Source organism: Bradyrhizobium sp. WSM1743, from assembly GCF_000473065.1.
Lineage (GTDB): Bacteria > Pseudomonadota > Alphaproteobacteria > Rhizobiales > Xanthobacteraceae > Bradyrhizobium.
Genome location: NZ_AXAZ01000011.1, coordinates 80638 through 104647, shown reverse-complemented (window position 1 = coordinate 104647; position 24010 = coordinate 80638). Strand labels below are relative to the sequence as shown.

16 protein-coding genes and 1 pseudogene are annotated in these 24010 nt (G+C 65.6%); 14 read left to right on the top strand and 3 right to left on the bottom strand.

From position 1 onward, the window contains the following. Positions 1-82 precede the first annotated feature (82 nt). From mraY to recN, 13 genes are all read left to right on the top strand, one after another. Complete coding sequence (gene mraY, locus YU9_RS0109395) at positions 83-1186, top strand: phospho-N-acetylmuramoyl-pentapeptide-transferase (protein WP_027572579.1); 1104 nt, start codon at positions 83-85, stop codon at positions 1184-1186. A 109-nt stretch (positions 1187-1295) separates the two neighbouring features. Beyond that, positions 1296-2696 carry a UDP-N-acetylmuramoyl-L-alanine--D-glutamate ligase gene (gene murD, locus YU9_RS0109390; protein WP_027572578.1) on the top strand — a complete coding sequence of 467 codons (1401 nt, stop codon included), beginning with the start codon at positions 1296-1298 and terminating at the stop codon, positions 2694-2696. 240 nt (positions 2697-2936) lie between these two features. Continuing rightward, positions 2937-4088, top strand: coding sequence for a putative lipid II flippase FtsW (gene ftsW / locus YU9_RS0109385; RefSeq protein WP_027572577.1), 1152 nt, complete (start codon positions 2937-2939; stop codon positions 4086-4088). Positions 4089-4200: 112 nt separating this feature from the next. Then, positions 4201-5301 (top strand): undecaprenyldiphospho-muramoylpentapeptide beta-N-acetylglucosaminyltransferase, encoded by a 1101-nt coding sequence (gene murG / locus YU9_RS0109380; protein WP_027572576.1) that lies wholly within the window; start codon positions 4201-4203, stop codon positions 5299-5301. A 248-nt stretch (positions 5302-5549) separates the two neighbouring features. Continuing rightward, entirely contained in the window at positions 5550-6953 is a 1404-nt protein-coding gene (murC, locus tag YU9_RS0109375) for a UDP-N-acetylmuramate--L-alanine ligase (protein WP_027572575.1), read from the top strand. Positions 6954-6957: 4 nt separating this feature from the next. Next, positions 6958-7878 (top strand): UDP-N-acetylmuramate dehydrogenase, encoded by a 921-nt coding sequence (murB, locus tag YU9_RS0109370; RefSeq protein ID WP_027572574.1) that lies wholly within the window; start codon positions 6958-6960, stop codon positions 7876-7878. Between the two features lie 98 nt (positions 7879-7976). Continuing rightward, positions 7977-8963, top strand: coding sequence for a D-alanine--D-alanine ligase (locus tag YU9_RS0109365; protein WP_027572573.1), 987 nt, complete (start codon positions 7977-7979; stop codon positions 8961-8963). 350 nt (positions 8964-9313) lie between these two features. Then, entirely contained in the window at positions 9314-10342 is a 1029-nt protein-coding gene (locus tag YU9_RS0109360; protein WP_027572572.1) for a cell division protein FtsQ/DivIB, read from the top strand. Then, entirely contained in the window at positions 10339-11661 is a 1323-nt protein-coding gene (gene ftsA, locus YU9_RS0109355) for a cell division protein FtsA (protein WP_027572571.1), read from the top strand. The genes YU9_RS0109360 and ftsA overlap by 4 nt, the downstream gene beginning before the upstream one ends. 87 nt (positions 11662-11748) lie before the next feature. Next, a complete protein-coding gene (gene ftsZ / locus YU9_RS0109350; RefSeq protein ID WP_027572570.1) occupies positions 11749-13536 on the top strand; it encodes a cell division protein FtsZ in 1788 nt (595 codons plus the stop codon). Between the two features lie 363 nt (positions 13537-13899). Next, positions 13900-14862: a UDP-3-O-acyl-N-acetylglucosamine deacetylase gene (gene lpxC, locus YU9_RS0109345; protein ID WP_027572569.1), complete on the top strand. Its 963-nt coding sequence runs from the start codon at positions 13900-13902 to the stop codon at positions 14860-14862. Between the two features lie 238 nt (positions 14863-15100). Further along, a complete protein-coding gene (locus YU9_RS0109340) occupies positions 15101-15991 on the top strand; it encodes an outer membrane protein assembly factor BamD (RefSeq protein WP_027572568.1) in 891 nt (296 codons plus the stop codon). A gap of 16 nt (positions 15992-16007) precedes the next feature. Beyond that, positions 16008-17681: a DNA repair protein RecN gene (gene recN / locus YU9_RS0109335; protein WP_027572567.1), complete on the top strand. Its 1674-nt coding sequence runs from the start codon at positions 16008-16010 to the stop codon at positions 17679-17681. A gap of 93 nt (positions 17682-17774) precedes the next feature. On the opposite strand, the pseudogene YU9_RS41205 reads toward recN, so the two are convergent. Continuing rightward, positions 17775-18061 (bottom strand): annotated as a pseudogene (locus YU9_RS41205) (GIY-YIG nuclease family protein). Positions 18062-18172: 111 nt separating this feature from the next. Between YU9_RS41205 and ligA the strand changes: the two are divergent. Next, positions 18173-20326 carry an NAD-dependent DNA ligase LigA gene (gene ligA, locus YU9_RS0109325; protein WP_027572566.1) on the top strand — a complete coding sequence of 718 codons (2154 nt, stop codon included), beginning with the start codon at positions 18173-18175 and terminating at the stop codon, positions 20324-20326. 160 nt (positions 20327-20486) lie between these two features. Here the strand turns inward: ligA and YU9_RS0109320 are convergent, their stop codons facing one another. Together YU9_RS0109320 and YU9_RS0109315 are read right to left on the bottom strand one after the other, a co-directional pair. Next, positions 20487-21761 carry a multidrug effflux MFS transporter gene (locus YU9_RS0109320; protein WP_027572565.1) on the bottom strand — a complete coding sequence of 425 codons (1275 nt, stop codon included), beginning with the start codon at positions 21759-21761 and terminating at the stop codon, positions 20487-20489. A 312-nt stretch (positions 21762-22073) separates the two neighbouring features. Beyond that, positions 22074-23903: an aminopeptidase P family protein gene (locus YU9_RS0109315; protein ID WP_027572564.1), complete on the bottom strand. Its 1830-nt coding sequence runs from the start codon at positions 23901-23903 to the stop codon at positions 22074-22076. Positions 23904-24010: the final 107 nt, after the last annotated feature.

Genomic DNA, 24010 nt, shown 5'->3' with positions numbered 1-24010 from the left:
CGCGTGAGGCACGTTGAGGCCAAGATAAAGGCCAGGAACAAGGCCAAGGGCACGTGTGCAAAGGCGCCATAGGACCGTCTGAATGTTTTACTGGCTGATCGAGCTCTCCAACACATTTCCGGGCTTCGGTGCGATTCGCACCTTCCTGAACGTCTTCCGCTACATCACCTTCCGCACCGGCGGCGCCGTCGTCACCGGCGCACTGTTCGTGTTCCTGTTCGGGCCCTGGATCATCGACCACTTGCGCATCCGTCAGGGCAAGGGCCAGCCGATCCGCACCGACGGTCCGCAATCACATCTCGCCAAGAAGGGCACGCCCACCATGGGCGGGCTGATGATCCTGTCCGGGCTCACGGTCGGCACGGTGCTGTGGGCCAATCCGCTCAACCCCTACGTCTGGATCGTGCTGGCGGTGACGCTCGGCTTCGGCTTCGTCGGCTTCTACGACGATTACCTCAAGGTGACCAAGCAGACCACGACCGGGTTCGGCAGCAAGCTTCGCCTGCTGATCGAGGCGGTGATCGCGCTGGTGGCCTGCTACGCGCTGGTACGGCTGAACCGCGATCCCGCGTCGACCGCGCTGACGATTCCCTTCCTCAAGGACACAGTGCTGCATTTCGGCTGGTTCTTCGTCGTCTTCGGCGCCTTCGTCATCGTCGGCGCCGGCAACGCCGTGAACCTCACCGACGGTCTCGACGGCCTCGCCATCGTGCCCGTGATGATCGCGACCGCGAGCTTTGCGATGATCGCCTATCTCGCCGGCAACGCCGTGTTCGCCGAATATCTCCAGATCAAATATGTCGCAGGGACCGGCGAGCTCGCGGTGCTCTGCGGCGCGCTGCTGGGTGCCGGCCTCGGCTTCCTCTGGTTCAATGCGCCGCCGGCCTCGATCTTCATGGGCGACACCGGCTCGCTCGCGCTCGGCGGCATGCTCGGTGCCATCGCGGTCGCGGTGAAGCACGAGATCGTGCTCGCGGTGATCGGCGGCCTGTTCGTGCTGGAGGCGGTCTCCGTCATCGTGCAGGTGGTGTCGTTCAAGCTCACGGGCAAGCGCATCTTCCGCATGGCACCGATCCATCACCATTTCGAGCAGCTCGGCTGGACCGAGCCGCAGATCGTGATCCGCTTCTGGATCATCTCGGTGATGCTGGCGCTCGCCGGCCTGTCGACGCTGAAGCTGCGGTGATGATGGTGTTCCAGAATCGTCATTCCGGACGGCGCGAAGCGGCGATCCGGAATCTCGAGGTTCCGGGTTCTCGCTCTGCGAGCCCCGGAACGACGGAGATGAAGTCATTATGATCCCGGTCACGTCCTTCGCCGGCAAGACGGTCGCGGTGTTCGGCCTCGGCGGGTCGGGGCTCGCCTCCTGCCACGCGCTGAAAGCCGGCGGCGCCGAGGTGGTCGCGGCCGACGACAATGCCGAGAACGTCGCCAAGGCCGCGCAGGCCGGTTTCGTCACTGCGGATTTGCGCAACGTGTCCTGGGCGAATTTCGCAGCCCTCGTGCTCGCGCCCGGCGTACCGCTGACCCATCCGGTGCCGCATTGGAGCGTGCTGAAGGCGCGCGAAGCGGGCGTCGAGGTGATTGGCGACATCGAGCTGTTCTGCCGCGAGCGGCGGCGGCACGCGCCGGATGCGCCGTTCGTCGCCATCACCGGCACCAACGGCAAATCGACCACGACGGCACTGATCGCGCATCTGACCAAGGTCGCCGGCTACGACACCCAGATGGGCGGCAATATCGGCACCGCGATCCTGTCGCTGGAGCCGCCGCGCATGGGCCGCGTCCACGTCATCGAGATGTCGTCCTACCAGATCGATCTCACGCCCTCGCTCGATCCCTCCGTCGGCATCCTGCTCAATGTCAGCGAGGACCACATCGACCGCCACGGCACGCTCGGGCACTACGCCGCGGTGAAGGAGCGCCTCGTCGGGGCCGTGCAAGAAGGCGGCACTGCGATCGTCGGCGTCGACGACGGTCTTTGCCGCGATATCGCCGACCGGCTCGATCGCGCCGGCAGGAACGTGGTGCGGATCTCCGTCAAGAATCCGCTGGCGACCGGCATCTATGTCGAGCATGGCAATATCGTGCGCGCCTCGGGCGGCGCGAAGAGCGAGGTCGCAGCCCTCGGCGGCATCGGCTCGTTGCGCGGCCTGCACAATGCCCAGAACGCGGCCTGCGCGGCGGCAGCCGCGCTCGCGATGGGCATCGGCTTGGACGTGCTGCAGAACGGCCTGCGCAGCTTTCCCGGCCTTGCGCACCGCATGGAGCAGGTCGGCCGCCGCGGCAACGTGCTGTTCGTCAACGACTCCAAGGGCACCAACGCGGATGCCACCGCGCATGCGCTGTCATCCTTCGCCGATATCTTCTGGATCGCCGGCGGCAAGCCGAAGGCGGGCGGCATTACCAGCCTGACCGGCTTCTTCCCGCGCATCCGCAAGGCCTATCTGATCGGCGAGGCCGCACAGGAGTTTTCGGGAACGCTGGGCACGCAGGTGGCGCACGAGATCAGCCAGACGCTCGACGTCGCCGTCGAGCACGCCGCGCGCGATGCGGCGGCCTCAGGCCTCGCAGATGCCGTCGTGCTGCTGTCGCCGGCCTGCGCCTCCTTCGACCAGTACCGCAATTTCGAGATCCGCGGCACCAGGTTCCGCGAGCTGGTGCAGGCGCTGCCGTGTGTGAAGCCGGTGGTGTGAGGCATCCCGTCTCCACCATCCCCGCTGTCATCGCCCGACTTGATCAGGCGATCCAGTATTCCAGCGACCGTGCTTGAGCCGACGGGCCGCGGCGTATTGGATGCCCCGATCAAGCCGGGGCATGACGGTGTGTTTTGCGGCGGCAGCCGAGATCATCTCGAAACATCCGCACTTCATTAACCCCCCGGTAACCAACCTCGGCGACCAATGGACGGACCTCCGTCCGAAAGCGGCCCGCCCATGCTCTCCCGTGAAGAACGCACCCCCTTTTCCGAGTGGTGGTGGACCGTCGACAAGCCGCTGATGGGCGCCATTTTGGCGCTGATGCTGACCGGCGTGATCCTGTCGCTGGCGGCGAGCCCGCCGGTTGCGACCCGCATCGGGCTTGATCCCTTCCATTTCTTCAGCCGCCACGTGATGTTCCTCCTCCCGTCCTGCCTGGTGCTGCTCGGGGTGTCCTTCCTGTCGCCGCGCTCGATTCGCCGCTCGGCGTTGATCATCTTCACCGTCAGCATCGTTCTGATCGTGCTCACGCTCGCGATCGGCCCCGAGGTGAAGGGCTCGCGGCGCTGGATCACGCTGCTCGGCGTCAACATCCAGGCCTCCGAAATCGCAAAGCCGTCCTTCGTTGTCATCGCGGCCTGGCTGTTCGCGGAATCGACCAAGCGGCCGGAGATGCCGGCAACCTCGATGGCGCTGGTGCTGCTGTTGATGCTGGTCTCGCTGCTGGTGATGGAGCCGGATTTCGGCCAGACCATGCTGATCCTGATGGTGTGGGGCTCGCTGTTCTTCATCGCAGGGATGCGCATGATCTGGGTGTTCGGTCTTGCGGGCGCCGCTGCTGCGGGCCTGTTCAGCGCCTATTTGTTCGTTCCGCATGTCGCCGGCCGTATCAAGCGCTTCATGAATCCGGCTTCAGGCGACACCTTCCAGGTCGATACCGCCATGGAAGCCTTCTATAACGGCGGCTGGTTCGGGCTCGGTCCCGGCGAAGGCATTGCAAAACGCAGCCTGCCGGACAGCCACACCGACTTCGTGTTCGCGGTCGCCGCCGAGGAGTTCGGCATCATCCTGTGCCTGGCCATGCTGGCGCTGTTCGCCTTCGTCGTCATCCGCACGCTGTCGCGCGCCTATGCCAACGAGGACATGTTCTCGCGCTTTGCGGCGTCCGGCCTAGCGATCCTGTTCGGCGTGCAGGCCGCGATCAACATGTCGGTGAACCTGCAGCTCATCCCCGCCAAGGGCATGACGCTGCCGTTCATCTCCTATGGCGGCTCCTCGATCGTCTCGCTCGCCTATGGCGTCGGCATGATGCTGGCGCTGACGCGGCTGCGTCCGCGCACCGAGGTCGAAGCGAGCGGCCACGCCGAGGCGATGCGCAGTTACGCGTAGTTCTTCGTCATTGCGAGCGCAGCGAAGCAACCCAGAATCCCTCCGCGGGCACAGTCTGGATTGCTTCGCTGCGCTCGCAATGACGGAGGAGACACTGTAAAACTCCCTCACCATGGACACGTCCCCCTTGATTCTTCTCGCCGCGGGCGGCACCGGCGGCCATCTGTTCCCGGCCGAGGCGCTCGGCGTCGAATTGATCCGGCGCGGCTTTCGCGTCCGCCTCGTCACCGACGAGCGCGCGCTGCGCTATAGCGGGCTGTTCAGCAAGGACATGATCGACGTCGTCAGAAGCGAGACCGCGCGCGGGCGCAATCCATTCCAGCTCGCCTATGCCGGCCTCACGCTCGCCGCCGGCACGCTCTCCGCCTTTGGCCTGATCAAGCGATTGAAGCCGGTCGCCGTCGTCGGCTTCGGCGGCTATCCGACGCTGCCCCCCCTTGTCGCTGCGAAATTCGCCGGCGTGCCTAGCATCATCCACGACGCCAACGCCGTGCTCGGCCGCGCCAACCGGTTCCTGTCGAGCCGCGTCCGCGCCATCGCGACGTCCTTGCCCGGCGTGCTCGATCGCGATCCGGCGCTGGCAGGCAAAACCACGACTGTCGGCACGCCGATGCGTCCGGCGATCCTCGCGGCGGCTGCCGTGCAATACACCGCGCCGGAAACGAACGGTCCGCTGCGCCTGCTGGTCGTCGGCGGCAGCCAGGGCGCGCGCATCATGGCCGACATCGTGCCGGGCGCGATCGAGCGGCTCGAGCCTGCGCTGTGGAGCCGCCTCGTCCTCACCCAGCAGGTGCGCGAAGAAGACATGGCGCGAGTACGTGCAGTGTACGGCAAGCTCAAGATCAAGTTTGAGCTCGCGCCGTTCTTCACCGACTTGCCGGCGCGGCTCGCCTCCAATCATCTGGTGGTGTCGCGCTCCGGCGCCGGCACCGTCGCCGAGCTTGCCGCGATCGGCCGGCCCTCGATCCTGGTGCCGCTGCCGGGCTCGATCGACCAGGACCAGTTCGCCAACGCCGGCGTGCTGGCCAAGGTCGACGGCGCCATCCGCATCCCGCAGACCGAGTTCACCTCCGATCGTCTCGCCGCCGAAATCTCCGCTTTCGCAGCTGAACCGGCACGCCTTGCCGCCATGGCCGCCGCCGCGAAGGGGGCAGGGCGGCTCGATGCCGCCCAGCGGCTGGCGGATCTGGTGGTTAAGGTCGCGGGACTTTAGCAGTCGTCATTCCGGACGGGGCGCGCGGCGGCGCGATCCGGAATCTCGAGATTCCGGGTTCGCCCTTCGGGCGCCCCGGAATGACGAGAAAGGGCCGATTTTGACCTGTTACTCGTCATGGCCGGGCTTGTCCCGGCCATCGACGTCTTGCAAGAAGTGGTAAGGATTCGTGGATGCCCGGGACGCCTTGCGCAAAGACGCGCTTCGCGCTTATGCCCGGGCATGACGACGGAACGACAGGATAGACCATGAGACTGCCGCGCGAGATCGGACCTATCCACTTCGTCGGGATCGGCGGGATCGGCATGAGCGGCATCGCCGAGGTGCTGGTCAATCTCGGCTACGCCGTGCAGGGCTCCGACGCCGCCGACAATTACAATCTCGACCGTCTGCGCAAGAAGGGCGCGAAAGTCTCGGTCGGCCACAAGGCCGAGAATATCGACGGTGCCGAGGTCGTGGTCGTGTCCTCCGCGATCAAGCGCGACAATCCGGAATTGATGGCGGCGCGCGAGAAACGCATTCCCGTGGTGCGCCGCGCCGAGATGCTGGCCGAGCTGATGCGGCTGAAGAGCTGCGTCGCCATCGCCGGCACGCACGGCAAGACCACGACGACCACGATGGTCGCGACGCTGCTCGATGCCGGCGGGCTCGATCCCACCGTCATCAACGGCGGCATCATCAATGCCTACGGCTCCAACGCGCGGCTCGGGGCCGGCGACTGGATGGTGGTGGAGGCCGATGAGAGCGACGGCACGTTCCTGAAGCTGCCGACCGATGTCGCGATCGTCACCAATGTCGACCCCGAGCATCTCGACCACTTCAAGACCTTCGAGGCGGTGCAGGACGCCTTCCGTCATTTCGTCGAGAACCTGCCGTTCTACGGCTTTGCCGTGATGTGCATCGATCATCCCGTGGTGCAGAGCCTCGTCGGCAGGATCGAAGACCGCCGCATCATCACCTATGGCGAGAATCCGCAGGCCGATGCGCGGCTGGTCGATCTCACTGCGGGCGGCGGCGGCTCGAAATTCAAGGTCGTGATCCGCGACCGCAAGAGTGGGGCTGTGCACGAGATCGCCGACCTCGCGCTGCCGATGCCGGGCCGGCACAACGCATCGAACGCGACGGCCGCGATCGCGGTCGCGCACACGCTTGGCGTTTCCGACGACAAGATCCGCAGTGCCCTTGCAGGCTTCGGCGGCGTCAAGCGCCGCTTCACCAAGACCGGCGAATGGAACGGCGTCACCGTGATCGACGATTACGGCCATCACCCCGTGGAGATCGCGGCGGTGCTGAAGGCGGCGCGCGATTCCTACACCGGCAAGGTGATCGCCGTGGTGCAGCCGCATCGCTACACCCGCCTGCAATCGCTGTTCGAGGAGTTCTGCACCTGCTTCAACGATGCGGACGCGGTTGTTGTTGCCGACGTCTATGCCGCCGGCGAAGCGCCGATCGACGGCATCGACCGCGATCATTTCGTTGCGGGCCTGCGCGCGCATGGTCATCGCGAGGTGATCCCGCTGCCGGCAGCGACGGAGCTCGCCGGCATCGTCAAGGGACTGGCGAAGTCCGGCGATCTCGTCGTCTGCCTGGGCGCCGGCAACATCACGCAATGGGCGTATGCTTTGCCGGACCAGTTGAAGGTGCTGGGGTGAAGTCGTGAGCTTCCCCGACATCACCCCCTCTCTCAAAGCCGCGATGCCGGAGCTGCGCGGCCGGCTGCTCGCCAACCAGTCGCTCGCCGAGCTCACCTGGTTTCGTGTCGGCGGGCCCGCGCAGGTGCTGTTCACGCCGGCGGATGAGGACGATCTCGCTTATTTCCTCGCCCATCTTGCCTCCGACATTCCGGTCTACGTCGTCGGCGTCGGCTCCAACCTGATCGTGCGCGACGGCGGCATTGCCGGCGTGGTGATCCGCCTTGCGCCGCGCGCCTTCGGCGAGGCCACCGCGAGCGGCGACATCGTCACCGCCGGCGCTGCCACGCTCGACAAGCGCGTGGCGGAAGTGGCGGCGTCCGCCAATATCGGCGGGCTCGAATTCTATTTCGGCATTCCCGGCACGATCGGCGGCGCGCTGCGCATGAATGCGGGTGCCAATGGCGGTGAGACCAAGGATGTGTTGATCGAGGCGAGGGGTGTGGGGCGCGACGGCACGAAGCATCTCTTCTCCAACGCCGACATGAAGTTCGTTTACCGCAACAGCGGCGTCGATCCCTCCATCATCTTCACCTCCGCCCGCTTTCGCGGCGAGATCAGCGATGCGGAGGCGATCCGCGCGCGTATGGCGGAGGTGCAGACGCATCGCGAGACCGCGCAGCCGATCCGCGAGAAGACCGGCGGTTCGACCTTCAAGAACCCGCCGGGCCACTCCGCCTGGAAGCTGGTGGATGCCGCCGGCTGCCGCGGCCTGCGCGTCGGCGGCGCGCAGGTCTCGGAGATGCATTGCAACTTCCTGATCAACACGGGCGATGCCACCGCGCGCGATATCGAGACGCTGGGCGAGACCGTGCGCGAACGCGTGAAGGCGAATTCCGGAATTGAGCTACACTGGGAAATCAAGCGGATCGGGATTCCGATTTAACAGTCATTCCGGGGCGATGCGTTACCATCGAACCCGGAATCTCGAGATTCCGGGTTCGCGCTTCACGCGCCCCGGAATGACTAAATATGAGGACACGAATGCGCATCACAATCCTCTTCGGCGGCTCCAACCGGGAGCGTCTCGTCTCAGTTGCCTCGGCGCAGGCACTGCATCAGGCCTTGCCCGAGGCTGACCTGTGGTGGTGGGACATCGAGGACAAGGTGCACGTCGTGCAGTCCAAGCAACTGCTCGAGCACGCCCGTCCGTTCGAGGACGAGTTCAAGCCCGGTACGCGTGGCATTCCGCTGGAAGAGGCGCTCGACCAGGCCAAGGCCGACGACCGCGTGCTGGTGCTCGGCCTGCATGGCGGACGTGCGGAGAATGGCGAATTGCAGGTGATGTGCGAGGCGCGCGGCGTGCCCTTCACCGGCTCGGGCTCGGCGTCCTCGCATCTTGCCTTCGACAAGATCGCGGCCAAGCGGTTTGCCACGCTCGGCGGCGTGACGCCGCCGGCGAACGTTGCGCTTGATGACATCGACGAAGCCTTCGCCGAATACGGCCGGTTGATCGCGAAGCCGGCCCGGGATGGGTCGAGCTACGGCCTGATCTTCGTGAACGCCAAGCAGGACCTGGTCGCCGTCCGCAATGCGGCGAAGCATGAAGAGTACGTGATCGAGCCCTATATCGCCGGCGTCGAGGCGACCTGCGGCGTGCTGGAGCGCACCGATGGCTCGATCATCTCGCTGCCGCCGATCGAGATCATTCCGGGCGAGGGCAATTTCGACTACGCCGCAAAATACCTGCTGAAGTCGACCCAGGAGATCTGCCCCGGCCGCTTCGCACCCGAGATCACTGCCGCGCTGAAGGAGCAGGCGATGCTGGCGCATCGCGCGATGTCCTGCACCGGCTATTCCCGGTCGGACTTCATCGTCTCGGACAAGGGCCTCGTCTATCTCGAGACCAACACGCTGCCCGGGCTGACCAAGTCCTCGCTCTACCCCAAGGCGCTTAAGGCCGAGGGCATCGCATTCGTCGACTTCCTGCGCGGCCTGGTGGAGCTCGCCGGGCAGGGCGTGCGGAAATAATTAGGACTGGTTAACGGCCGGAGCGCCGAAACGGCCCGGTTTGGCGCCTAAAACCGGTAAAATGCCGGACATCGCGGCATAAATGCCTCACAGAGCGGGGCAAAATGCGCAAGTCGTTAACGAATTTTACCTTTTGTTTACCAGGACGTCCGAAGGTTAACGCTGGCGGCGCATATGGCGCTTTGGCTGCCGGCGCGTGAGCTGTCGCGGGTGATGTCACCTCCAGCGAACGCTTTGAAGGGGAGAGGTTTTCTTCTGCTGAAGACCAGCACCCGGCCCGGCAGGTTCGAGACGTCATGTTCGCCAGGATCCGCGCGATGTCGCGGGCAAACTGTTGACGAGCTCGTGCAATGGATGGAGCAGGAAGCCTCACCCGATCGCTTCTGAGATCGCTGAGGCCCCAAGCCGACCTGAAGGCGGCCGCGATCGGAGCGGTCGTGCTTTTGCGCGAGTGGGTGCAGGACAAGCACGCTGAGGCGCGCGCTGCCGCCAAGGACAAGGCCAAAGCCAAAGCCAAGACCAAGGCCGTCGTCGAGCGCGAGCCGCCGCCGCGCGTGGTTGCGCTGGTCGAACGCTATCTGCCGCGCCGGGTCGGTATCAGCATGACCGTGCTGCTGCTGATCGGAAGCTGCGGCTTCGGCATCGTCAAGGGCGGCCATCTCCAGGATTTCATCACCGCGGTCAGCGATGCCCGCAATGCGCTCGCCAATTCAGCCGGCTTCCGCATCACCTCCGTCGTGATCAACGGCCGCAAGCAGTTGACGCAGGACGAGATCCTCGCGATCGGCGGCGTCAGCGGCCGTTCTTCGCTGCTGTTCCTCGACGCCGACGCGGTGCGCGACAAGCTCAAGGCCAATCCCTGGATCGCGGATGCGACCGTGCTGAAGCTCTATCCGGGCCAGCTCATGATCGAGCTCACCGAGCGTAAGGCGTTCGCGCTGTGGCAGGAGGCCGGCCGTCTTTCGGTCATCGCCGATGACGGCGCCGTGCTCGAGCCCTATGTCTCGCGCCGCTTCCTGATGCTGCCGCTGGTGGTCGGCAAGGGCGCCGATACGCAGGCGCGCGATTTCCTGGCGCTCCTGGCGCGCTATCCGCAGGTCAATTCGATCACCAAAGCCGCGATCTATGTCGGCGAGCGGCGCTGGAACCTGAGGCTCAAGGACGGCCTCGACATCCGCCTGCCCGAGCAGGACGTCGGCAACGCGCTCGCGATGCTGTCCAAGCTCGACAAAGAAGACAGGCTGTTCTCCCGCGATATCGTCGCCGTCGACATGCGCCTGCCCGATCGGCTGGTGGTGCAGCTCTCCGAGGATGCCGCCAAGGCGCGTGAGGAGCAGTTCAAGGACAAGAAGAAAAAGAAGGCCGGGGATTCCGCATGACCGGTCTCGATCGCACCCAGACGCCGAAGACGCGCCCGATGCCGCACAAGCGCGGCGGCATCGTCGCCTGCCTCGATATCGGCACCAGCAAGATCGCCTGCATGATCGCGCGGCTGAAGCCGTCGCCGCCGAGCGAAGCGTTGCGCGGCCGCACCCACGCGGTGGAATTGATCGGCTACAGCCAGATCCAGTCGCGCGGCATGAAGGCCGGCGCGGTGATCGATCTCGGCGAATGCGAGCAGGCGGTGCGCCAGGCCGTCGGGCTTGCGGAGAAGATGGCCAAGGTGCGGGTCGAGTCGGTGCTGCTGTCGGTCTCCGGCGGCCGGCCGGCCGGTCAGCTGGTCGAGGCCGCCGCCGACATCCGCGGCGGCGCCGTGACGCCGGCCGATGTCAGCCGCGTCACCTCCACCGGCATGCGCCACGCCACCGGCGAAGGCCGCACCGTGCTGCACGCGCTGCCGGTCGGCTACACGCTCGACGGCGTCAAGGGCATTCGCGATCCCCGCGGCATGGTCGCGCACCAGTTCGGCGTCGACATGAACGTCGTCACCTGTGACGCCACCGTGGCGCGGAACCTGATGCTCGCGGTGGAACGCTGCCACATCAATGTCGAAGCCATGGCGGCGAGCCCCTATGTCGCCGGCTTGTCGGTGCTGACCGACGACGAGGCGGATCTCGGCGCCGCTGTCGTCGAGATGGGCGCCGGCACCACCACGATTGCCGTTTATTCAGGCGGCCGCTTCGTGCATGCGGCGGGTTTTGCGGTCGGCGGGCAACACATCACGATGGATCTTGCGCGCGGACTCTCGGCGACCATTGCCGATGCCGAGCGAATCAAGACGTTATACGGGACCGTCATCACCGGCGGATCGGACTCGCGTGAGCTGATGTCTGTGCCGACAGCCGGTGACGAGCAGGATCTGCCGCAGATCGTCTCCCGCGCCACCATCGCGAACATCGTCAAGCACCGTGCCGAGGAAGTCTTCGAAATGGTTCGGGACAAGCTGAAGGATTCGCCCTTCGCCTCAGAGCCCAACGGCCGCGTCGTGCTTTCGGGCGGCGCCTCGCAGCTGACCGGTCTCGTCGAGCTCGGCACCCAGATTCTCGGCCGGCCCGTGCGGGTCGGCCGTCCGCTCGGTTTCGGCCGGCTGCCCAACGAGGCGAAGAACGCCGCGTTCGCGGTGCCGACCGGACTTCTCGTCTACCCGCAATATGTTCACCTCGAACATGTCGAACCGCGGCATACGCGGCAGCAGGTCAAGACAGGGACCGGCGGATATTTCGGAAAGGTCGGACGATGGCTACGCGAGGGCTTCTGATGACTGCTTTCCGCAATCTCCCATTTTCACCAACTCCCGCGGCCGCCGGCCGGGGCGAACCCACGCGCGCGTGATCGAGAGGCAACCATGACCATCAGCATCAATGTTCCTGATATTCACGAACTGAAGCCCCGGATCACCGTGTTCGGCGTCGGCGGCGCCGGTGGCAACGCCGTCAACAACATGATCACGGCGGGCCTGCAGGGCGTCGACTTCGTGGTCGCCAACACCGACGCGCAGGCGCTGACGATGTCGAAGGCGCAGCGCATCGTGCAGATGGGCACGGCGGTCACGCAAGGCCTCGGCGCAGGTTCGCAGCCGAACGTCGGCGCGGCGGCGGCGGAGGAGGTGATCGACGAGCTGCGCGATCATCTCTCGGGTGCCAACATGGTGTTCGTCACCGCCGGCATGGGCGGCGGCACCGGCACCGGTGCAGCGCCCGTGATCGCCAAGACCGCGCGCGACATGGGCATCCTCACCGTCGGCGTCGTGACCAAGCCGTTCCACTTCGAAGGCGGCCGCCGCATGCGCACCGCTGAAGCCGGCATCGCCGAGCTGCACAAGGTCGTGGATACGCTCCTGATCATCCCGAACCAGAACCTGTTCCGGGTCGCCAACGAAAAGACCACCTTCGCCGACGCCTTCGCGATGGCCGACCAGGTGCTCTACTCGGGCGTCGCCTGCATCACCGACCTGATGGTCAAGGAAGGCTTGATCAACCTCGATTTCGCCGACGTCCGCGCCGTCATGCGCGAGATGGGCAAGGCGATGATGGGCACCGGCGAAGCCTCCGGCGACAAGCGCGCGTTGACCGCCGCTGAAGCCGCGATCGCCAACCCGCTGATCGACGACAGCTCGATGAAGGGCGCCAAGGGCCTCCTCATCTCCATCACCGGCGGTAAGGACCTCACGCTGTTCGAGGTCGACGAGGCCGCGACCCGCATCCGCGAGGAGGTCGACCAGGACGCCAACATCATCGTCGGCGCGACCTTCGACGAGGCGCTCGACGGCCTGATCCGCGTCTCGGTGGTCGCCACCGGCATCGAGCAGGCCGCGATCGCCCGCAACAGCCAGGCGACCTCCGCTCCCGTCGCAAACCCGGCCCCGCAGGTGCAGCAGGCCGCCGCACCGGCCGCCGCTGCCGAGACCCGTCTCGCCGACCTCACCGCGCGGCTCCGTGCCGACAACCAGCGTCTGGCCGAACGCGCCCAGAAGCTGGAAGCCCAGACCCCGGTCGGCGCGCCGGCTCCGGCTGCTGCCGCGCCCCGTCCGAACGTCGAGCGTGCTGCGCTCGCCGCCATCGCCGCTGCGGTTGCTGAAGCCCCGCAGGCGCCCGCGCCGCAGACCTATGGCGACGTCACCGTGCGTCCGATCGCGCAGAAGCCGACCCTGTTCCCAGAGCCGGACATGGCCCCGGTCGCGATGCAGGAGCCGATGACGCCCGAAACCTTCATCCCGCCGCAGGCAGAGCGTCCGGCCCGCGCGCCGCGGATGCCGCGCATCGACGAGCTGCCGATGCCGGCCCAGGCCGAGATTCGTCAGGCCCGCGGCGAGGTTGAAGAAGAGACCCCGCAGAAGACCCGCCTGTCGCTGCTGCAACGCCTCGCCAATGTCGGCCTCGGCCGTCGGGACGAGGAAAGTGAGCCGCCGGTCGCGGCCCGGACCTCCGGTCCCGCGATGCCGCCGCTGCCTGAGCGCCGGCCGCAGAAGACCGTGGCGCAGCAGATCGCATCCAATGAGCCGGTATCTGAGTATGCCCGCCGTCCCGCGCCGCAGGGCCTGGACATGCATGGCCGCCCCGCGCCTGTTGCGCCGGCGCCACAGGGTGACGACCATCTTGATATCCCGGCCTTCCTGCGGCGGCAGGCGACCTGAGGATTGTTACAACAAGGCAGACGAAAAAAGGTCCCGGCAACAAGCTTGCCGGGACCTTTCCTTTTGTCCGGTGCATACCCGGATGGCGCCGCCAAGCAACTGATTTTAAATCATTAATTACACATTCGGGGGTTCAGTAAAACTGCCGGTAGCGGCCTCGAACCTCGGCGCAATTTGGTTAAGCCTTGGCGCGAATACGGCAGGTTTGGGGTAACAATCGGTAAAAAAGCGTGAGTTGGCGCTGTTTGGGGCAGTGACTATGGTTTGCCGTGACTTGGGGATACGGATTCGCGGGACGTCGGCACTGGCCGGCCAGGTGGGTCTCGTATAAGTCGCAGTGGGTCGTAGTGGGGCGGGTTCCTGATGAAATTTAGCCGGCAAACAACGCTTCGTGCGCAAGCCTCGGTGGCAGGCGTAGGCGTTCATTCCGGTCTTCCCGTCACTATCACGCTTGGGCCTGCGCCTGTCGACGCGGGTTTTATTTTTGTCCGCACCGGACTTGAGGGAAGTGACCGCGAAGTGCAGGCGACCGCCGAGCAGGTGATCGCGACCGAATTCGCCACTGTTCTCGGCGATCATGATGGCCCGCTGGTGTCCACCGCCGAGCACGTGCTTGCTGCACTGCGGGGCATGGGCGTCGACAACGCCACAATCGAGATCGATGGTCCCGAAGTACCGATCATGGACGGCAGCGCCGCGGCCTTTATTGCGGCAATCGACCAGGCCGGCATCGTCACCCAACCGGCGCAGCGCCGTTTCATTCAGGTTTTGAAGCCGATCTCGGTCAAGATCGGCGACTCCTTCGGCGAGATCAGGCCCCATGCTACCGGGTTCCGCGTCGAGGTCGAGATCGACTTCGCCAATCCCGTCATCGGCCAGCAGAGCTACGCCTTCGACCTCAACCCGGAAGGTTTCCGCCGCGAAGTCGGCCGGGCCCGGACTTTCGGCCTGATGTGCGATGTCGCTCGGCTCTGGAGCGCGGGCTATGCCCTCGGCGCCTCCTTCGACAACACCGTCGTGTTCGACGACGAGCGGCTGCTCAATACCGAGGGCCTGCGCTACGCCGATGAATGTGCCCGCCACAAGGTACTGGATGTGATCGGCGACCTCTCGCTGGCCGGCCTGCCGCTGCTCGGCGCCTATCGTTCGGTGCGTGGCGGCCACAAGCTCAACCACGCAGTTCTGACCGCGCTGCTCGCCGACCGGACCGCCTGGCGGGTGGTCGAGGGCGAGGCTGCCCGCCGCACCACGCGTCCCGTGGGCGAAGTCGGCCGCGGCATCGTCGGTGGCCGGATCGCCGCGGCATTCGGACCGGATGTGTCCTGAAGAGACCTGTCGCCGTTTGGTTGGCGGCTTCCCCGGGAAACTCCTGGTAACCATGATCGGCTAGCATTGCGGCAGGTTCGCCTTAATCCGGGCGGAATGCATGCCTATCCGGTGCTTAACGATCGTTTTTGGATACATCGGCGTGGTCGCATGGCAGGCACCACGGCACCATTTCGCGCCCATGATGGGGTTCGTGGGCTGGCGGACACCGCATCATAGGGCGTCAGGGCTTAAACTCATGTCGGCACAGCGTATGACGCGCGGATTTTTCTCGGTCTCGTCGCGAGCCCGTGGGCTGCTTCAGGCTGTCACTTTCATCATGCTCGCGCTACCGCTCGCCGGCTGCGGCACCGGCTCGCTCTGGGACAAGTTCACCGCCAAAGACGACACCTTCGTCGAGGAGCCCGCCGACAAGATCTATAATGAGGGCCTGTACCTCATGAACGAGAAGAAGGACATGAAGGCGGCGAACAAGAAGTTCGAAGAGGTCGACCGCCAGCATCCTTATTCCGACTGGGCCCGTAAATCGCTGCTGATGTCGGCCTATGCGTCCTACCAGGGCGGCGACTATGACGGCTGTATCGGCGCCGCCACCCGCTACGTCACGCTGCATCCCGGCAGCCCGGACGCGGCCTATGCGCAATACCTGATTGCCGCCTCCCATTACGACCAGATTCCCGACATCAGCCGCGACCAGGCCCGCACCGAAAAGGCGATCGCCGCGCTGGAAGAGGTGGTGCGCAAATATCCGACTTCCGAATATGCGACTTCGGCCAAGGCCAAGATCGAGGGCGCGCGCGACCAGCTCGCCGGCAAGGAAATGAATGTCGGCCGCTACTACGCCCAGAAGCGTGACTACACGGCCGCGATCAACCGTTACAAGACCGTCGTCACCCAGTACCAGACCACCCGCCATGTCGAGGAGGCGCTGTTCCGGCTGACCGAAGCCTATATGGCGATCGGCATCGTCGGCGAGGCGCAGACCGCGGCGGCCGTGCTTGGGCACAATTTTCCTGACAGCCGCTGGTACAAGGACGCCTATAATCTTGTAAAATCCGGCGGTCTCGAGCCGAGCGAGAATCAGGGGTCCTGGATCAGCCGGACCTTCAAGAAGATGGGCCTCGGCTAGGAAGTTTTGGGGTTCCATGCTGGCGCGTCTGTCGATCCGTGACATCGTCCTGATCGAACGGCTCGATATCGAATTCGCCACCGGACTTGCGGTTTTGACCGGCGAGACCGGTGCGGGCAAATCCATCCTGCTCGATGCCTTTGCACTGGCGCTCGGCGGCCGCGGCGACGCCGGCCTCGTGCGCCACGGCGCGGAGCAGGGGCAGGTCACCGCCGTGTTCGATGTCCCGAAGAATCATCCTGCGACCAAGATTCTGGCCGAGAACGGCCTCGACGACACCGGGGAGATGATTCTCCGCCGCGTGCAGCTCGCCGACGGCCGCACCCGCGCCTTCATCAACGACCAGTCGATCAGCGTGCAGACGCTGAAGGCAGTCGGCGCCGCCCTGGTCGAGATCCACGGCCAGCACGACGAGCGCGCGCTGGTCGACGCCGCCACACACCGCCGCCTGCTCGATGCCTTTGCCGGCCTTGAAAAAGACGTCGCGGCGGTCGAATCGCTCTGGGACGAGCGCCGCACCGCCAACACCGCGCTGGAGCAACATCGCGCCGCCATGGAGCATGCCGCCCGCGAGGCCGATTATCTGCGCCACGCCTCCGACGAGCTGAAGCAGCTCGCGCCCAAGGACGGCGAGGAGACCGCGCTGGCCTCGCGGCGCACCACCATGATGCAAGGCGAGAAGGTCGCCTCGGACCTGCGCGAGGCGCAGGAGGCGGTCGGCGGCAATCATTCGCCGGTCGCCGCGCTCTCGGCGGCGGTGCGTCGGCTGGAGCGCCGCGGCGTCAACTCGCCGGCGCTGGTCGAGCCTGCGGTGAAGGCGATCGACGCTGCGATCAACGCGCTGGAGGAAGCCGATCAGCATCTGCTGGCGGCGCTGGCCGCAACCGATTTCGATCCGGCCGAGCTCGAACGCATCGAGGAACGGCTTTTTGCTTTGCGTGCGGCGTCTCGCAAATATTCGACGCCGGTCGATGGCCTCGCCGCGCTGGCCGCCAAATATGCCGCCGACGTCGTCCTGATCGATGCCGGCGCCTCGCGTCTCAAGAAGCTGGAGCAGGCCGCGATCGAGGCAGATAGCCGCTATGCCGCCGCCGCCAAGAAGCTGTCACTGGCGCGGCAGAAATCGGCGGAGAAGCTCAACAAGGCGGTCAATGCCGAGCTCGCGCCGCTCAAGCTCGAACGCGCCAGGTTCATGACCCAGGTCGAGACCGACGAGGCCGCGCCGGGACCGCAAGGCTTCGATCGCGTCGAGTTCTGGGTGCAGACCAATCCGGGCACCAAGCCGGGTCCGCTGATGAAGGTCGCCTCCGGCGGCGAGTTGTCGCGCTTCCTCCTGGCGCTCAAGGTCGTGCTGTCCGACCGCGGCTCGGCGCCGACGCTCGTGTTCGACGAAATCGATACCGGCGTCGGCGGTGCGGTTGCCGACGCCATCGGCGGGCGCCTGGCGCGGCTTGCCGGCAAGGTCCAGGTCATGGCCGTGACCCACGCCCCGCAGGTCGCCGCCCGCGCCGACCAGCACCTGCTCATCTCCAAGGACGCCCTCGACAAGGGCAAGCGCGTCGCCACCCGCGTCAATGCGCTCGCCGCCGATCACCGCCGCGAGGAGATCGCCCGGATGCTCGCCGGCGCCGAGATCACCGCCGAGGCGAGGGCGGCCGCGGAGAGATTGCTGAAGTCGGCCACGGCTTAGGCCTCCACCGTCATTCCGGGGCGATGCAGAGCATCGAACCCGGAATCTCGAGATTCCGGGTCTGGTCCTTCGGACCATCCCGGAATCACGTTCTCAATTGCAGATCGACTCGTACAGATCGTCCCAGTTTGGATTGCTCTTCTCAATCAGCTGGATTTTCCAAGCCCGCTTCCATTTCTTCAGCTCTTTCTCTCGCGATATCGCCGAGACTGGATCATCCTAAATCTCGAACCAAACAAGCCGCGTGATGTTGTACTTCGTCGTGAAGCCGGGCACGGCCTTGATTCGATGTTCATAGACGCGACGCACGAGATCGTTGGTGATGCCGACGAGATTGCCCCATCTCGCCGGCTTGCTAGAATATGGACGTAATACGCCACCAGCCCCTCCCAACCGTCATTCCGGGGCGCACGAAGTGCGACCTGGAATCTCGAGGTTCCGGGTCTGGTCCTTCGGACCATCCCGGAACGACGATCGCAATCTTAAGTATAATGGCCAGAGCAGCAAAATCCAAAGCAACACCGCTTCGCGACATCGCCGACCTCACCAAGGCGCAGGCCAAGGTCGAGCATATGCGGCTCGCGCTCGAGATCGAGGGGCACAACGAGCGCTACTATCAGGAGGACGCGCCCACCATCACCGATGCCGAGTACGACGCCCTGCGTCAGCGCCTCAACGCGATCGAAAATCGCTTTCCTGAATTCGTCAGCGCAGAGTCGCCGTCGCAGAAGGTCGGCGCCGCGCCGTCAGGCCGCTTCAAGAAGGTCCGGCATGCCCTTCCCATGCTGTCGCTCGAAAACGCCTTTGCGGAAGAGGACGTGCGCGACTTCGTCGGCCGCATCGTGCGGTTCCTGAAGCTCGACGACGACAAGGTCAATTTCTCTGCCGAGCCGAAGATCGACGGCCTTTCGATGTCGCTGCGCTACGAGGGCGGCGAGCTCGTCACCGCCGCGACGCGCGGCGACGGTGCGGTCGGGGAGGACGTCACCGCCAACATCCGCACGCTCGAAGACGTGCCGCAGAAGCTGAAGGGCCGCAACGTCCCCGACATCTGCGAGGTGCGCGGCGAAGTCTACATGACCAAGAAGGCGTTCCTCGCGCTCAACGAGCGGCAGAAGGTGGAAGGCGGCACCATCTTCGCCAATCCGCGCAATTCGGCGGCGGGCTCGCTCCGGCAGAAGGACCCGACCATCACCGCCTCGCGTCCCCTCGGCTTCTTCGCCTATGCCTGGGGGCAGATGAGCGCGATGCCGGAGGATACGCAGAGCGGCATGATCGGCTGGTTCGAGCGCTGCGGCTTCAAGACCAATCCGCTGACCAAGCTCTGTCACTCCGTCGAGGAGCTGCTCGCGTTTCATCATGCGATCGAGGAGCAGCGCGCACGGCTCGACTACGACATCGACGGTGTCGTCTACAAGGTCGATCGCATCGGCTGGCAGGAGCGGCTTGGCTTCGTCTCTCGCACGCCGCGCTGGGGCATTGCGCACAAATTCCCGGCCGAGCGTGCCATGACGGTGCTGCGCGACATCGAGATCCAGGTTGGGCGCACCGGCTCGTTCACGCCGGTCGGCAAGCTCGAGCCGGTCGGCGTCGGCGGCGTGATCGTGCAGAACGTCACGCTGCACAACGAGGACTACATCAAAGGCATCGGCAACAAGGGCGAGGTGCTGCGCGAGGGGCGCGACATCAGGATCGGCGACACCGTCGTGATCCAGCGTGCCGGCGACGTCATCCCGCAGGTGGTCGACGTCGTCCTCGACAAGCGGCCGAAGACTGCCAAGGAATTCCACTTCCCGAAGAAGTGCCCGTGTCCGCTGCACACCGATGTCGTGCGCGAGGAGACGGCGACGGGCGAGGAGGGCTCGCGCGCCCGCTGTACCGGCGAGTTCGCCTGTCCCTATCAGAAGATCGAGCACCTCAAATTGTTCGTGTCGCGGCGGGCCTTCGACATCGACGGCCTTGGCGAGAAGCAGCTCCAGCACTTCTTCGACGAAGGGTGGGTGAGGGAGCCCGCCGACATCTTCACGCTGGAGAGGCGCAACGCGAAGCTCAAGCTCGAGGAGATCGAGGGCTACGGCGCGACCTCGGTGCGCAACCTGTTCGGCGCCATCCAGAACCGGCGAAAAATCGCGCTGGAGCGCTTCATCTATGCGCTCGGCATGCGCCATGTCGGCGAGACCACGGCGCTGGCGCTAGCGCGCGGCTACGGCTCGTGGAACGCCTTCCATGATGCCTGCCTCAAGGTTGCTCACGGCGACGAGGAGGCGATCGCGGACATGGATGCGCTCGACCAGATCGGCGACACCGTGATCAAGAGCATCGCCGATTATTTCGGCGAGAGCCACAACCGCGGCATCGTCGAGCGGCTGACCAAGGAGGTCGAGATCATCGACGCCGAGAAGCCGAAGAGCAATTCGGCCGTCGCCGGCAAGACCGTGGTGTTCACGGGCTCGCTGGAGAAGATGACGCGGGATGAAGCCAAGGCGACCGCGGAGCGGCTGGGTGCGAAAGTGTCGGGCTCAGTGTCGAAGAAGACCGATCTGGTGGTCGCCGGCCCCGGCGCGGGCTCGAAGCTCGCGGACGCCAACAAGCACGGCGTCAAGGTGCTGACCGAGGACGAGTGGCTGAAGCTGATCGGGGAGTGAGGGGCACACTGGCGCCACCCGCTCCGCTGTCATCGCCCGGCTTGACCGGGCGATCCAGTATTCCAGAGACAGCGTGAGGATACGGAGAGGCTGCGGCGTACTGGATGCCCCGGTCAAGCCGGGGCGTGACAGCGAGGTTGAGGGGCGCGCACACCGCTCCTCACATCATCCCCCTCTCTTCCTCTTCCGCCTGCCCGATCAGCGCTTCGCTCACCACCACCTCCCGCCGCGGCACGACGAACATCATCACGCAGGCGCAGAGCAGCGAGATCGCCAGCACCGCGGCGGTGAGTGGCAGTGTCGTGGCGGAGTGGCCGCCGAGATAGGCGCCGAATTGCGACATCAGCGCGCCAATGCCTTGCTGGAGGAAGCCCATCGCGCCTGAGGCGGTGCCGGCCGCCTCCGGGCGGATGCTGATCGCGCCGGCGGCGGAATTCGCCATCACGAAGGCATTGCCGGCCATCACGATCATCTGCGTGCCGAACAGCCAGGCTGGGGCTTCGTTCCAGCCGATCAAGCTCCACAGCAAGTTCGCAACGCTGCCGCAGAGCTGCAGGGCGAGCCCGAACCAGATCAGCTTCTCCAGCGAATGCCGCGGCGCAAAGCGCACGCAGAGCAGATTGCCGACGAGAAACGCAAAGCCCGAGGTCGCGAACCACGCGCCGTATTCGGCGCTGCTGCGGCCCATCTGCGTCACCACGATGTATGGGCCGCCGCCTGCGAAGGTGAAGATGATCTGCGAGGCCAGCACCTGGCACATCACATAGCCGACGAAGGCGCGATTGCGGATCAGCATGCCGACGTCGCCGCGGAAGCCGCTGCCGGCGGCGCGGCTGCGGCGCGTCTCGGGCAGCGCCACCGCAATGCCGACGGCGACAATGATCGCACCGATCGTGATGGCGTAGAAGATCGCGCGCCAGCCGAATGCAGTCTCGATCAGGCCGCCTGTGAGCGGCGAGATCATCTGCCCGATCATCAGCGCCGCGACCACGAGGCTGATCATCGAGGCGACGCGATCGCGCTCATAGATGTCGCGGATGATGGCGCGGCTCACCACCATGCCGGCGGCGCCGCCCAGCGCCTGGAAGAAGCGTGCTGCGATCAGCTGCGGCAGGTTTTGCGCGAAGATGCAGGCGACGCTGGCCGCCACCATCAGCGCCAGTCCGCCGAGCAGCACCGGACGCCGGCCGAACCGGTCCGATAGCGGACCCATGATCAGCTGCGACAGCGCGATGCCGACCATGTAGAGCGACACCGTCATCTGCGCGATCGAGATGTCGCTGCCGAAATTCGTCGCCAGCACCGGCAGCGCCGGAACCAGCATGTAGAGCGAGATCGGCGCGATGCCGGTCATGACGACCAGCAGCAGCAACACCACGCGCGATGTCGCGATGTTGGTGGCCGCTCCCGGCGGCTTACTGATCATGCCGTGCATGCGTGTCGATCTCGCTAGAATTCGAATCGACTGTAGCGTGGCCGCACAAGACGGATATCGGCGTTTCGGAATGCGGCTATACGGATTCCGGGATGGTTATGATGAGAGCACGATGGCGACCGATTGGACGCGCGTCTCGCTCCACAAATGCGATGTCATTCCCCGCGAAAGCGGGGAATCCAGTACGCCGCGGCTTCTCCGCATGCGTTTGCTGTCTCTGGAATACTGGATGCCCCGCCTTCGCGGGGCATGACACCTGTGGTGGGGAAGCAGCGTTGCGCAAATCGCGTAGCGCTATGCGCAACCACGAGCCTACACCTTCAGCTCCGCCGTCGCCTGGTCGAGCCAGGCCTTGGTCGCCTCGTCCAGCGCCGGCCGCACTTCGTCTCTCACGCGCGCATGATACGCGTTCAGCCAGTCGAGCTCGTCGCGGCTCAGCATCGCCACCTCGATCAGCCGGCGGTCGATCGGCGCCAAGGTCAGCGTCTCGAACGCGTTCATCGGCTTCTCGGCGCCCTTGATGTCGGCCGCGACCACCAGCTCGAGGTTCTCGATGCGGATGCCGAAACCGTCGGTCTTGTAGTAGCCGGGCTCGTTGGAGAGGATCATGCCGCGCTTCAGCGGCGTGGTGCCGAGCTTGGAGATCCGCGCCGGCCCTTCGTGCACCGAGAGATAGCTGCCGACGCCGTGGCCGGTGCCGTGCTCGAAGTCAAGGCCGGCCGACCAGAGATATTGCCGCGCCAGCGTGTCGAGTTGCGCGCCCGTGGTGCCGTCGGGGAAGATCGCGCGCGCAATCGCGATGTGTCCGCGCAGCACGCGGGTGAAGCGGTCGCGCATCTCATCCGTCGGCTCGCCCACTGCCATGGTGCGCGTGACATCGGTGGTGCCGTCCTCATATTGCGCGCCGGAATCGATCAGCAGGAGATCGCCAGGCGCGATCCGCCGGTTGCTCTTGCGGGTGACGCGGTAGTGCACGATGGCGCCGTTCGGACCGGTGCCTGATATGGTCGGGAACGACACGTCCTTGAGCGCGCCGGTGTCGCGGCGAAACGTCTCCAGCGCCTCGACCGCGTCGATCTCGGTGAGCTTGCCGCTTGGCGCCTCGCGGTCGATCCATGCGAGGAAGCGCGCCAGCGCTGCGGCGTCGCGCACATGGGCCGTTTTGGTGCCACTGATCTCGGTCGCGTTCTTGACCGCTTTGAGCAGAGCAACCGGATCGCTGCCGCGCACCGGCTTGCCACCGGCGCCCGCGATCAGCCGGCTGAGGGCGTCGGCCGCGGTGGCGTTGTCGAGCGCGATCGCCGCACCGCTTTTGGCCAGCGCCATCAGCGTCGGTGCCATCGCATCGGGCTCGCGCACGTCGGCGGACTGCTCGAGATGGTCGCGCGTCAGATTGGAGAGCTTGCGGTGGTCGATGAAGATGGTGGGCCGGCCGTCCTTCGGCACCAGCGCGTAGGACAGCGGCAGCGGCGTATGGGCGACATCGGCGCCGCGGATGTTGAAGGTCCAGGCCACCGCGTGGCTGTCCGACAGCACCAGCGCATCGGTGCCCAGCTTGGCGATCTCGGTCCTGATCTGCGTCAGCTTCTCGGCTTCAGCGACGCCGGCATGCTGAAGGCTGTGCAGGGCGACGGGGGCGAGCGGCGGCTGCGGCCGGTCCTGCCAGATCGCGTCGATCGGATTGTTGTCGACGGCGACCAGCTTGGCGCCGGCCTTGGCGCAGGCGGCGGATAGGCGTTCGGCTGCCGAAAAAGTGTGCAGCCACGGATCAAATCCAAGGCGGTCACCGGCTTTCAGATGCTCCGCCACCCAGCTCTCCGGCGGCGGGTCGATCAGCGATTCCACCACCCAGGCCTTGGCGTCGACCTGCTTGGCGGCCTGAAGCGTGTAGCGGCCGTCGACGAACACCGCGGCTTCCTGCGTCAGCACCACCGCCATTCCCGCCGAGCCCGTAAAGCCGGTCAGCCAGGCCAGCCGCTCTTCCGATGGCGGCACATATTCGTTCTGCTGCTGATCGGCGCGCGGAACGACGAAGCCGGTCAGTTTGCGACGGGCAAGTTCTTCGCGAAGTGCCGCCAGCCGCGCCGTCAATGCGACGCCGGCCTCCGGCTCCTCGAATGTCTGGAAGTGCGCTTCGAACATGTGGATCACTCTAGGATCATGGGCATCGGTCCGCAATCTAGACGCATTTGCGTCGCATCTGGCATGGACTGTGCTTGAAATAGTTCCATTCGAATTGAGTGGAGTAA

Excerpts from the sequence above, each read along its gene's own strand:
- YU9_RS0109360 (WP_027572572.1), top strand. The coding sequence starts at position 9,314 with ATGGATGGAGCAGGAAGCCTCACCCGATCGCTTCTGAGATCGCTGAGG.
- mraY (WP_027572579.1), top strand. The coding sequence starts at position 83 with ATGTTTTACTGGCTGATCGAGCTCTCCAACACATTTCCGGGCTTCGGT.
- murG (WP_027572576.1), top strand. The coding sequence starts at position 4,201 with ATGGACACGTCCCCCTTGATTCTTCTCGCCGCGGGCGGCACCGGCGGC.
- ftsZ (WP_027572570.1), top strand. The coding sequence starts at position 11,749 with ATGACCATCAGCATCAATGTTCCTGATATTCACGAACTGAAGCCCCGG.
- YU9_RS0109320 (WP_027572565.1), bottom strand. The coding sequence starts at position 21,761 with ATGCACGGCATGATCAGTAAGCCGCCGGGAGCGGCCACCAACATCGCG.
- YU9_RS0109340 (WP_027572568.1), top strand. The coding sequence starts at position 15,101 with ATGTCGGCACAGCGTATGACGCGCGGATTTTTCTCGGTCTCGTCGCGA.
- YU9_RS0109365 (WP_027572573.1), top strand. The coding sequence starts at position 7,977 with ATGCGCATCACAATCCTCTTCGGCGGCTCCAACCGGGAGCGTCTCGTC.
- ftsA (WP_027572571.1), top strand. The coding sequence starts at position 10,339 with ATGACCGGTCTCGATCGCACCCAGACGCCGAAGACGCGCCCGATGCCG.
- lpxC (WP_027572569.1), top strand. The coding sequence starts at position 13,900 with ATGAAATTTAGCCGGCAAACAACGCTTCGTGCGCAAGCCTCGGTGGCA.
- YU9_RS0109315 (WP_027572564.1), bottom strand. The coding sequence starts at position 23,903 with ATGTTCGAAGCGCACTTCCAGACATTCGAGGAGCCGGAGGCCGGCGTC.
- murC (WP_027572575.1), top strand. The coding sequence starts at position 5,550 with ATGAGACTGCCGCGCGAGATCGGACCTATCCACTTCGTCGGGATCGGC.
- recN (WP_027572567.1), top strand. The coding sequence starts at position 16,008 with ATGCTGGCGCGTCTGTCGATCCGTGACATCGTCCTGATCGAACGGCTC.
- murD (WP_027572578.1), top strand. The coding sequence starts at position 1,296 with ATGATCCCGGTCACGTCCTTCGCCGGCAAGACGGTCGCGGTGTTCGGC.
- ftsW (WP_027572577.1), top strand. The coding sequence starts at position 2,937 with ATGCTCTCCCGTGAAGAACGCACCCCCTTTTCCGAGTGGTGGTGGACC.
- ligA (WP_027572566.1), top strand. The coding sequence starts at position 18,173 with ATGGCCAGAGCAGCAAAATCCAAAGCAACACCGCTTCGCGACATCGCC.